This window comes from Clostridioides sp. ZZV15-6597 (assembly GCF_020657815.1).
In the GTDB taxonomy this organism is placed as follows: Bacteria; Bacillota; Clostridia; order Peptostreptococcales; family Peptostreptococcaceae; genus Clostridioides.
The window spans coordinates 1-11690 of sequence record NZ_JAGWCT010000120.1; the positions used below are offsets into that span (position 1 = coordinate 1).

The 11690-nt window shown below is 27.4% G+C and carries 10 protein-coding genes; 7 read left to right on the top strand and 3 right to left on the bottom strand.

The features are described from left to right. Positions 1-394: 394 nt before the first annotated feature. Entirely contained in the window at positions 395-1855 is a 1461-nt protein-coding gene (locus tag KGF52_RS18305) for an NADP-dependent glyceraldehyde-3-phosphate dehydrogenase (RefSeq protein ID WP_227841174.1), read from the bottom strand. A gap of 453 nt (positions 1856-2308) precedes the next feature. On the opposite strand from KGF52_RS18305, the gene KGF52_RS18310 reads away from it, so the two are divergent. The 4 genes from KGF52_RS18310 (at position 2309) to KGF52_RS18325 (ending at position 5434) form a co-directional block, all read left to right on the top strand. Next, on the top strand, positions 2309-2887 hold the full coding sequence (locus tag KGF52_RS18310; protein WP_227828809.1) for a TetR/AcrR family transcriptional regulator: 579 nt from the start codon (positions 2309-2311) through the stop codon (positions 2885-2887). A 172-nt stretch (positions 2888-3059) separates the two neighbouring features. After that, positions 3060-3293 carry a hypothetical protein gene (locus KGF52_RS18315; protein ID WP_227828810.1) on the top strand — a complete coding sequence of 78 codons (234 nt, stop codon included), beginning with the start codon at positions 3060-3062 and terminating at the stop codon, positions 3291-3293. 8 nt (positions 3294-3301) lie between these two features. Further along, positions 3302-4564 (top strand): MFS transporter, encoded by a 1263-nt coding sequence (locus KGF52_RS18320; protein ID WP_227828811.1) that lies wholly within the window; start codon positions 3302-3304, stop codon positions 4562-4564. Between the two features lie 300 nt (positions 4565-4864). Further along, positions 4865-5434 (top strand): hydrolase, encoded by a 570-nt coding sequence (locus KGF52_RS18325; protein ID WP_227433591.1) that lies wholly within the window; start codon positions 4865-4867, stop codon positions 5432-5434. 458 nt (positions 5435-5892) lie between these two features. Here KGF52_RS18325 and KGF52_RS18330 read toward each other — a convergent pair whose 3' ends face one another. Next, positions 5893-7230, bottom strand: coding sequence for an ATP-binding protein (locus KGF52_RS18330; RefSeq protein ID WP_227841175.1), 1338 nt, complete (start codon positions 7228-7230; stop codon positions 5893-5895). 370 nt (positions 7231-7600) lie between these two features. On the opposite strand from KGF52_RS18330, the gene KGF52_RS18335 reads away from it, so the two are divergent. The 3 genes from KGF52_RS18335 to KGF52_RS18345 are packed head-to-tail and all read left to right on the top strand — an operon-like array spanning position 7601 to position 9553. Further along, the gene (locus tag KGF52_RS18335; RefSeq protein WP_227841176.1) at positions 7601-7921 is read left to right on the top strand and encodes a PadR family transcriptional regulator; all 321 of its coding nucleotides are present in this window, start codon (positions 7601-7603) and stop codon (positions 7919-7921) included. Positions 7922-7932: 11 nt separating this feature from the next. Beyond that, complete coding sequence (locus KGF52_RS18340; RefSeq protein WP_227841177.1) at positions 7933-8610, top strand: TMEM198/TM7SF3 family protein; 678 nt, start codon at positions 7933-7935, stop codon at positions 8608-8610. Beyond that, positions 8603-9553 carry a DUF4097 family beta strand repeat-containing protein gene (locus KGF52_RS18345; protein ID WP_227841178.1) on the top strand — a complete coding sequence of 317 codons (951 nt, stop codon included), beginning with the start codon at positions 8603-8605 and terminating at the stop codon, positions 9551-9553. The genes KGF52_RS18340 and KGF52_RS18345 overlap by 8 nt, the downstream gene beginning before the upstream one ends. 249 nt (positions 9554-9802) lie before the next feature. Here the strand turns inward: KGF52_RS18345 and thrS are convergent. After that, the coding region (gene thrS / locus KGF52_RS18350) for a threonine--tRNA ligase (protein ID WP_227841179.1) at positions 9803-11690 on the bottom strand (1888 nt) is incomplete at its 5' end.

Genomic DNA, 11690 nt, shown 5'->3' on the forward strand with positions numbered 1-11690 from the left:
ATTTTATATAGCTTTGTACTTTTAAATGCACATTTAACTATAAAATTCTTATATTAATATTCTTAATGATATGAATATCTATACTTTGTAAAAATAACAGATAAATTTAATACTTTATAAATTAAATTTTAAATTTAATTTTTTGCTAATATAAAAATGTATCGATTTATCTTAAAAAACAAAATATAAAGTGGAGAAAATTAGTACCTCCACTTTATCCTGCCTTTATATTAATTTTTATATATTTATACTTTTATCTTTATATTTCTAGTTATTTATCCATATCTCTAGTTATTTTTTTACATTTCTAGTTACTTATTTTATTTCCTTTATTTGTTCTATTTATTCTATTTCCTTTACTTCTTTTACTTCTTTTACTTCTTTTATAAGCAGTCTACAGCCCCTTAACATTTACTACTACTGCCTTAGGTCTAGTCATAGCCTCAATTGAATACTTAACGCCCTGAGTTCCCATCCCAGATGCCTTCACACCTAAAAATGGGAAGTGGTCTGGTCCTCTCTCAGTCTTATTATTTATTTGAACAGTACCAACCTCAAGCTTATCAGCTATATAAAAAGCCTTATCAATATCACTTGTAAATACTGATGATTGAAGTCCATACTCTGATTGATTGGCAATTTCAATTGCTTCATTTATATCTTTAACTCTTATAATCGGAAGTACTGGTCCAAAAGGTTCCTCCCAAGCAATTTTCATATCAACACTTACATTATCTAACAATGTTGGATAGAATAAATTATTTTTTCTAACATTACCTGTTATTAATTTTGCACCTTTATGCAATGCATCATCAACTAATCCTTGAACAAAATCAGTTGATTTGTTATCTATAAGAGGCGTAATAACTACTTCATCCATTGGATTTCCAACTGTTAACTTCTCTACTAATGGTTTTATTTTTTCAACTAGTTTATCTGCCACACTCTCTTGAACCAAAATTCTCTTTACTGCTGTACATCTTTGACCTGAATATGAGTAAGCTCCAGCCACTATATTTTTGGCTGCAAAATCCAGGTCTGCATCTTCTAATACAATAGCGGCATCTTTTCCACCAAGTTCCAATAATAATGGTACCATTTTAGATATTTTGGATATATGTTGACCAACTTCAGTACTACCAGTGAAATTTATAAAGTTGATTCCCTTATGAGTTACAACATAATCTCCTATTTCGCTACCTCTACCTGTAATTGTGTTAAGTACACCATCTGGTATACCAGCCTTTCTCATAATTTCTACTAAATGAAGTGCACTAATAGCTCCTTGTGTAGCAGGCTTTAGGACAACTGCATTTCCACCAATAAGTGCTGGTGCAATCTTTGACATGGATAAATTTACAGGATAATTAAATGGAGATATAGCTAAGACAGTACCTAATGGAACTCTTGAAACATAAGACATCTTATTGCGTGTTCCTCCAGGGAAATTATCACCACTAATAGCTTCACCTTCCATATTCTTTCCTACATCTGCTGTGTATCTTAAAAAATCTGCTGTTCTTTCAACTTCTGCTCTTGCAGATTTTATATCTTTAGCTATTTCAAGTACCAATATTTTAGCTATTTCATCCATATTCTCTATCAATAAGTCAGCTGCTTTATGAAATATATTAGCTCTCTTATATACAGGCATATCAGACCATACCTTCATACTTTCTTTTGTATTTTTAATAGCTTCATCTACTTCATGCTTTGTCATAGATTGTACTTTTCCAACAAGTGAATTATCTATTGGCGAGTAAATTTCTATTGGTTTTTTTGAATTGGATTCTACCCATTTTCCATTTATTAAATTTTTATATACATTTTCTTCTGTTCTAAGTTCATTAAACATATTTTTATTCCTCTCTGTGATATAACATTATGTATTTAAATTATAGCCATTTATTTGTTATGTAAACATTTCTTTTTTTCATAAACGTTTACCTCAAAAAAAAATTTATAATCAGTATTTTTTGTAATTTAAGTATCTTTGTAATTCATGTGATTTTATCTTAATATATCCCTGCAATTTAAATACTTCTCTCTTAAGGTATCCTAACTACTTTTGTTTACTACTTCTCTTTTTATCTATTCATTAAATTAGTTATCTTTATCAATTTATATATGATTTATTAACCTATTTAACTGAAAAACAATCTATAGTTTAATTTGTTAAATTAAAAATAACATAAATATAAATAGCTTTATACTTGACAAATTTATAAATGGACAATATCATATATATATGACTAAAAAAACTTTTTAAGTCATACATAATACATGCTTATGGAAAGGATTGATAAATATGGCTAAAAGCTTTACAGAAGTTGAAAAAAACAATATAAGAGAAAGATTAATTTTAGAATGTGAAAACCACTGGTCTAGATATGGATATAAAAAAACTAATATTGACGAACTTTGTTCAAAAGCAGGAATTGCAAAAGGTTCTTTTTACACATTTTTTGACTCAAAAGAAAAGTTATTTTTTGAAGTATTAAATGGAATTCAAAATAGACTTATATCATCAATATACGAAATATTGAATAATATGCCTGCAAAAGAAGGATTTGTAGCATCTTTAAAGATGTTATATCGCTTATATGACAAAAACCCATTCTTATATTGTCCTAGAGATTCTGATTCTATTGCTTTTTTAAATAAATTACCTAAAGATATGGTTTCAACGCTTGAACATAACAATATACAAAGCTTCTACGATTTAATTGAAAAATATGATTTTAAACTAAAAATAGAGAAAGAAAAAGCCTTTGGTGTTTGTAATGCTCTATTATCAAGTCTACTGTTAAAAGAAGATATTGGATATAACTATTTTGAAGTATTTGATTTCATGATAGATAGTCTTGTAGATGACATGTTTGAATAATATGATGTGCTAATTTTGCTAGATTATATAAGTAAAATAAATGATTATGTAGAATAAGTAACTATAAAATTAAATAAACAAATTAAATAAACAAATAAATTGAATTACACAGCAAAATAGCAAATTTTGTTTTTCTGTTAAAATTGCTTTAAAATTCTTTTAGGAGGTCTCTATGATTGAACTAATACAAAAACTAAACGATGCTATATATAAAGTAAATGAAAAATTAAACATACATACAAAACTTGTAGACCCTGGTAGTGAACTTATGCCTTTTTACTCTATTCTATCTATAATATTTTCTATATTTTTGATAGTGTTAGGAATTAAGATAAAAAGAACATTTCCAATAGTAATTGGTGTTATAACAATTATTATAAATATTTTAATAATTTTAGATAGGTAGGTGTATATATGACAAAATCACTAAATACTTTCAACAGAAACTTCAACTTAATGGTATTAGGTCAAATAATTTCGCTGTTTGGTGCCTCAATACTTAAATTTGCTTTATCTCTATACATACTTGATATAACAGGAAAAGCAGGAATATTTGCCACAATACTTGCAGTATCTTCAATTCCAATTATAATATGTTCCCCTATTGGTGGAGCTATTGCAGATAAATTTAATAAAAGAAATTTAATGGTTATTTTTGATTTTTCAAGTAGTTTAACTGTTCTAGTCTTAGCATTATTTTTATTTAACAATAAAGGTTCAATACTGCTTGTAGGAATTATCATGACCCTACTTTCAGTAATAAGTACGATGTATCAACCCACTGTTCAGTCGAGTACACCTATCCTAGTTGATAGTAAAAATTTAATGAATGCAAATGGTATAGTAGCTGGAGTTGCATCTCTTACAAATATCGCTGGACCTGTGCTAGGTGGTGTTTTATATGGCATTCTTGGAATTAATGCTATTGTAATTATCAGTTGTATAAGCTTCTTTTTATCAGCGATTATGGAAATATTTATTCAGATGCCTTTTGTTAAACAAGAACAGTCTGGTAATATCATAAAATCTATCTTTAATGATATAAAAGATGGTGTTATCCACATATGTAAAGAAAATCCTACTCTATTGAAAATATTATTTATAGCAATGGCATTAAACCTATTTTTAACTTCAATGCTAATTGTAGGTATCCCCTATATAATAAAAATAACAATGGGTGCTAATGACACCTTATATGGTACCGCACAGGGAGCAATATCATTTAGTTCGCTAGTAGCTGCTATAAGTGTTGGCATGTTCTCTAAACATCTAAAAATTAGTAATTTATATATATATCTTTGTGTATGTGCACTGATGTTTATTCCAATGGCATTTTCAGTATATCCATCTATATTAGAAACAGGGTTGGCAGTACCATTTTTATTTCTTGTAATATCTTCTATGTTAATATTTTTCATGACAACAATTATCTCAATATTTGCCATAACAATCACTCAATTAGAAACTCCAAATGAACTGTTAGGAAAAGTAATGGCAATACTTTTTGCAGGAACAGCAGCCGCAATGCCTCTTGGTCAGGTCATATATGGTAAACTTTTTGATTTATTATCAGATAGGGTTTACATTATTATCATAGGCGTTGGTGTAGTTACATTCTTTATAGCAATTATTTCAAAAGTAATGTTAAAAGACAAAAGTGCAAAGTACAACAAATAGAGATTTTATTATATATCTAATTGTATTTTTCATAAATAATATCAGTATAACATTTATATTCATAGATGCATTACTATGTTTAATTTTAGTATTAACTTTACAAAACATACAAAACTATATAACTGTAGCATAATATACGAATGTGTCATATACACTGATAAAATTTTAATTTTCACTAATTTCTGAATTTAAGCGCAAAATTATGTATTAGTGTGTTGACGTATTGGAAATTGATTGATATAATCAATTAAAAACAAGCTTTATAAAAATTCAAAATATTCAGCTAGAGGAGTGATAGTAATGAGTTACATGCCAAATTTAGAACAAGCATGGGAAATCTTAAAAAAATACAATAAGGAAGAATTTCATATAAGACATGCTCAAATTGTATCTGGTGTTATGAGATATTATGCAAAAGAATACGACCCTGAAAGAGTAGAATTTTGGGAAATCGTTGGACTTTTACATGACTTAGACTTTGAGATGTATCCTGAAGAACATTGTGTTAAGCAAAGAGAATTAATGACTGAACTTGATTTAGATAAGTCAATAATCGATTCTACTGTAAGTCATGGATATGGATTAACTGGCTCAGATGTTAAACCAGAGCAATTTATGGAAAAAGTTTTATTTGCTGTAGATGAACTTACTGGATTAATTGGTGCTGCTGCAATAATGCGTCCTTCAAAAAGTGTATCTGATTTAGAATTAAAGTCTGTTAAAAAGAAATTTAAAGATAAGTCTTTTGCTGCTGGCTGTTCTAGAGACGTTATAAGAAGTGGTGCAGAAATGCTTGATTGGGAACTTGACAAACTTATACAAACAACTATAGAGGCTATGAGAAGCCTAATTCCAGAAATGGAAATATAGGCTATCATACATATAAAGTAAGTATAATAAAATCAAATTAAATACTAAAACAACTTTATTTATATAAAGTATCTGATTATTTATTTATCAATTTAATAGTTTCATTAATAAGCAGTTACCTTGATACAAATATTTTGTTAATTTAATAATTTTATCAATATAACATAACTTTAATTGCAATAGAAGTTACATCTCTAAAGAGTTTTTCTCCTTTCGATGCAACTTCTTTTTTATGTTATGTTATCTACTGATTCTACCCCTGTTATCTACTTCTAACCACATCATCTATAAATCTAAGATTTTATATTTTAAAACTCATTATATGTACGACACACTATATGCAAACTCATTATATGTATAACTCACTATATAACACACTAATTTAAATAGATTCTTATAAGTAATAATTAAGTCCATTATATTTATAAAATTATATTATTTACTCATGACAAATCAAATTATATATTAATTGCTTTTTTTACATTTCTAAGTGGTATAGCAATCTTAACTACAAATTTTTTATCATCATACTCAATCACAACATTGCCACCATATTTATTTACAGCGTTTTTTATACTTTTTATTCCTAATCCATGAAGTGTACCTTTTTTATCTGTTACAATTTTCCCATTCTTTGTGATAATTTCATTTACTTTAGTGTTTTCTACTCTTATAAGATAAAAATTTTGTAAAACATCACCTTTAACACAAATTACTTTACTTCCCTCATCAATTTTTTTGCATGCTTCAATTGCATTATCTAAGACATTTGAAAATATATGGCATACATCTATTAATTCAATAGCTTCACAGTGACCAAAATTTATTCCTATTTTAAGTTCTATATTATTTTTATCACAAACTTCTTTCTTCTCACTCAATATAGCATCCAAGATAAAATTACCAGTATTAAATGAAATGTCATTACTTTGAATCTCCATCTGTAAGTCATCTAAATATGAGGTAACATCAATACCTTTTTTAACCATAGTTTTTATGCATAAGATATGATTTTTCATATCATGACTTAATAATCTAGTTTTTAAATGTTTCTTTTCTATATCCTCATAATATTCATTTTTAGTGTGTAAAACGTTTTTAATCATATTATTTTCTGCTATCAATGCATTATACTGTTGTAGTTTTTTAGCAATTAAAATCAAGATAATACTTGATAGAAGTAACATGATAGAGATAATAAGTAATTGATAATTATGTATTAAACCACCACTAGTTTTAGGATTAAATATGTATTTAAAAATAGTAAAAAAAGATGCTATATTGGCAATTATAGGTATAATTACATATGTTAATGTCTTTTTATTTATTTCTATATTCAATTTTGTTTTTAATGTCTTATATAAAAATAAAATTAAAAGCAAAATTGTCTTTCCAGATACAATCGACTCAATTCTGTATATATTTTCTGTTAACATTTTGCTCATATCATCTATAGAATTAATCCAAATTGTTAAAGACATACTCAAAGCATCTATACTCATTAACAACATCCAATACATTAAAGATATTAGTATGGCTTTTATAAGCCTTACTCTATATGAAATTTTGTAAAATACAACCATAATCATCATAGATATAATTACTCTTATATTTGGAAGTACATCAAAGAAATAAAATAGATTAGCAAAAATAATAATACCTATCATGTAAATATTTATTCTTTCATTAGAAATTTTTTGTATACTTGTGTAATCTAGTATTTTTTTACAAACAAACCATTCTATGATAAAAGACATAGCAATGAAAATATTCCAAAACAAATTTGACTTTATCATAATATTTTCTCCTAGTGTATTAATAATTTAATTTTTAAAATTTTCCATATAACTTAATTATATACGACTCTACACCTGTAGTAAATACCTTGATAGAATTATCCTAAATAAATTAAATTTTATTTTATTTTTTAATCATATCATTACATATGCTAATGTATTTAAGCATTATTCCTTCTTCCAATTTAATAACAACATCATTTCTCTATAAATAACTATAAAATTACGTTTTTTATATAATTTAGTATGTAATTCTTCCCTAAAACAGCATAAAGCCGTAAGAATTATAATAAAATAAATTTTATCACACGAAATACATTGACAGGCGAAGTATATAAAAGTATTATATACTTAAACGGAGGTGATGTTTATGACAATCGCATCTGATATGATAAGAGGTCATACAGAAACAATTATCTTAAAGCATTTACTTGAAAAAGATAGCTATGGTTATGAGATTAATAAATCTATATTAGAAAAAACACAAGGCTTGTACGAGTTAAAAGAAGCAACTTTATACACAGCCTTTCGTAGACTTGAACAATCTGGTGCAATAACATCTTATTGGGGAGATGAAGTTACTGGTGCTAGAAGAAAATATTATTCTATAACAAACGAAGGTAGAGAAAAATATAAAAAAAGCCGTAAAGAATGGGATAATACAAAATTGTTAATAGACACATTAATTTAGGAGGTGAAAATATGTTAGATAAAATACATGATTATATTGAACAAAGCTTTACAGAAGTTAAAGAAACAAGAAAGGTCAAAGAACTTAAAGATGAACTATTCGAAAATCTAAAAGAAAAATACAACGACCAAATACAAAATGGTAAATCAAAGCAAGAAGCATATAATTCAGTAATATCTGGGATTGGAGATTTATCTGAATTAATTGAAAGTGTTAAAGATCCATATTTTATGCCTTCTGAATTAATTGAAGAAAGAAAGAAAAGAGCTTTGAGAGTATCAATAGCAATTGCTCTTTTTATAATAAGTCCATTTTTAACTGCAGTTTTAATTGTAAGCTTTGGTATCCAACCAACTCTGGCTAGTCTTGCAATGTTTATACTAATAGCAGTTGGAACAGGTCTACTAGTCTACAATGGAATGACAAAACAAAACTATAGTCCATCTGATGATACTATGGTAGAAGAATTCAAAGAATGGAGAGTAAAAACTAAAAGTACAAATCTTGCTTATAAATCATTTATGAGTGCATATTGGATGATAATAGTTGGTATTTTTTTAATTGTTAACATATGTTTTGATGCTTGGAGCTTTTCATGGATAATATTCATAATAGGTGCTGCTGGAATTCATATAGCTGAAGGGGTACTACAATTAAAAGACGCGGAGGATGATAATAAATATGAATAAAAAATTTTTAAAAATAAAAATTATTGTTTGGAGTATTGTAGCTATAGTATTTTCTATAATATTTATTGTTTTCCTTACAAATACTATAACTTCGTCTGAATATGATGTCAAAGATTTGATTAAAGATTCAGTTAAAAATGAAAGTTTTTTATCCTCTAATAAAAATTATGATAAGTATCTAACCGTTAAAAGCGAGAGTTTTTCAAACAAAATAAATAATATTAATGTTGACTGGATTTCAGGTGAAGTTAGAGTTTTAAAGAGTAATTCTAATAAAATCAAATTAATTCAAAAAGCTCCTTCTAATTTTTCAAAGAAAAAGATTGCAAAAATAAGGGTTGATGGCAATACTCTTTCTATCATTGATAATTCTGCAAAAAAATTCTTCATTGGAATTGGACTTCCAAAATCAACAGTACTTGAACTATATTTACCTGAAAAATTATATAACAATATAAATGTATCTACTACTTCAGCAGATATATATAGTACTTATCTTAAAAGTAACATGACAGATATTGAATCAGTTTCAGGTAATATAGAAATGTCTGGTAAGATTGACAAAATTACTTTGGAGACAACTAGTAGCAATATCAACATAAAAAAACTTGATAGTAAAAGTGTTATTTGTAATTCAGTCTCTGGTAAAATTCAGCTTTCTGGTAAAACTGACGATTTGAAGATAAATACAACTAGTGGGGATATAAAAATTAATTCAAGTGAAATGTTATCTTCTTTCAAATGTGATACTATTTCTGGTGATATTGATTTGTATATTCCTGAAAATTCAGGATTTACTTTAGATTTTAGTAAGGTATCTGGTAATTTAAATAGTAGCTTTAAATTACTTCAGGATGGCGATTCATATATTTATAAAAATGGGACTGCAAAGATGTATGTAGATACTACAGGTGCCAATTTAAATATTAGAAAAAACAACTAACAAAAAATAGCTATATTAAAGCGTTATATAAATTACATAAAGATAAATATATATTAAAAAGTTATATAAATCACATGAAGATAAATCTTTATATCTTAGAAACAAAAATTAGAGGCACATTATCATAAAAAATATGACTAAATGTGCCTCTAATTATACTTATTTATTCATAAGATACTTATCTATCCAAAAAATACTTAGCTATACACAAGTTAATATTTTATATATCAATTAACTTTATTTTATATATTAGTTTTGGATAATACTTTCTCTTGATTCAATTTCTTTTGAGATACTAGCTATAAACTCATCTAATTTAATGCTACCTATTTCACCTTTATCTCTTGATCTTACAGAAACATTATTTTCAGCTACTTCTTTTTCACCTACTACTAACATATAAGGAACTTTTTCAAGTTGAGCTTCTCTTATTTTAAATCCAATTTTTTCAGCTCTATCATCTAATTCAACTCTTATGCCTTTATCAAATAATACTTTTTTAACTTCATTAGCATAATCCATAAACTTATCAGATATAGGAAGTATCTTAACTTGAGTTGGAGATAACCAAACTGGGAATTTACCAGCATAATGCTCAATTAATATACCTATGAATCTCTCTATACTACCAAAAGCAACTCTATGAATCATAACTGGTCTATGTTTTTCACCATCTTGTCCAATGTAAGTATTATCAAATTGTCTTGGAAGTTGCATATCTAATTGGATAGTACCACATTGCCAAGTTCTTCCTAAGCAGTCTCTTAAATGGAAGTCTATCTTAGGACCATAGAATGCTCCATCACCTTCATTTATAGTATATGGTAGACCTAACTCTTCTAAAGCTTCTCTTAATCCATTTTCAGCTGCTTCCCACTCTTCTTCGCTTCCCATAGAATTTTCTGGTCTTGTAGATAATTCTAGATTATATTCAAATCCAAAAGTCTTGTAAATACCATCTATTAGATTAGCTACACCTTTTATCTCATCTTTAATTTGTTCTGGTAACATGAATATATGTGAATCATCTTGAGTAAATGCTCTAACTCTCATTAACCCTTGTAGTGCCCCAGATAACTCATGTCTATGAACTCTACCAAGCTCTGCAACTCTCATTGGGAAATCTCTATATGAGTGTAATTGAGAATTGTAGTAAATTAATCCACCAGGACAGTTCATAGGTTTTATAGCATAATCCTCATCATCTATTTTAACTGTATACATATTCTCTTTGTAATGATACCAGTGACCTGAAGTCTCCCATAATTTTCTGTTTAATATAATTGGAGATTCTATTTCAATATATCCAGCTTTTCTGTGTATTTCTCTCCAGAATTTTAATAATTCATTTTTAAGTTCCATTCCTTTTGGTAAGAACATAGGGAATCCAGGACCTTCATCAGGTATCATAAATAAACCTAATTCTTTACCTAATTTTCTATGGTCTCTCTTTTTAGCTTCTTCTAATAAATGTAGGTACTCTTCTAAATCTTTATTTTTTTCAAAAGAAGTTCCATAAATTCTTTGAAGCATTTTATTTTTTTCGTCACCACGCCAGTATGCACCTGCTACACTTTGTAATTTAACAGCTTTAACCTTTTTAGTAGATGGTAAATGTGGTCCTCTACATAAATCAGTAAAATCACCTTGTTTGTAGAAAGATATTATTTCACTTTCAGGTAAATCAGATATAAGTTCTACCTTGTAATCTTCTCCTTGTTCTTTCATAAGCTCTAAAGCTTCATTTCTAGGAAGTTCAAATCTTTCTATCTTTAAATCTTCTTTAGCTATTTTTTTCATTTCAGCTTCTATTTTTTCCAAGTCTTCTGGAACTAATCTATGTTCTAAATCTATATCATAGTAGAATCCATTCTCTATGCTTGGCCCTATAGCAAGTTTTGCTTCTGGGTAAAGTCTCTTTATAGCTTGAGCTAACATATGTGCTGATGTATGTCTAAAAACGTCTTTTCCTTCTTTATCCTCAAATTTAAATAAGTTTAAATCACAATCACTATCTATCATGTGGTCCAGACCTACAACCTCTCCGTTCACAGACGCTGCTACCACATTTCTAGCTAATCCTTCACTAATGGATTTAGCCACATCCATAACAGAAAGAGCATTTTCAAATTCTTTT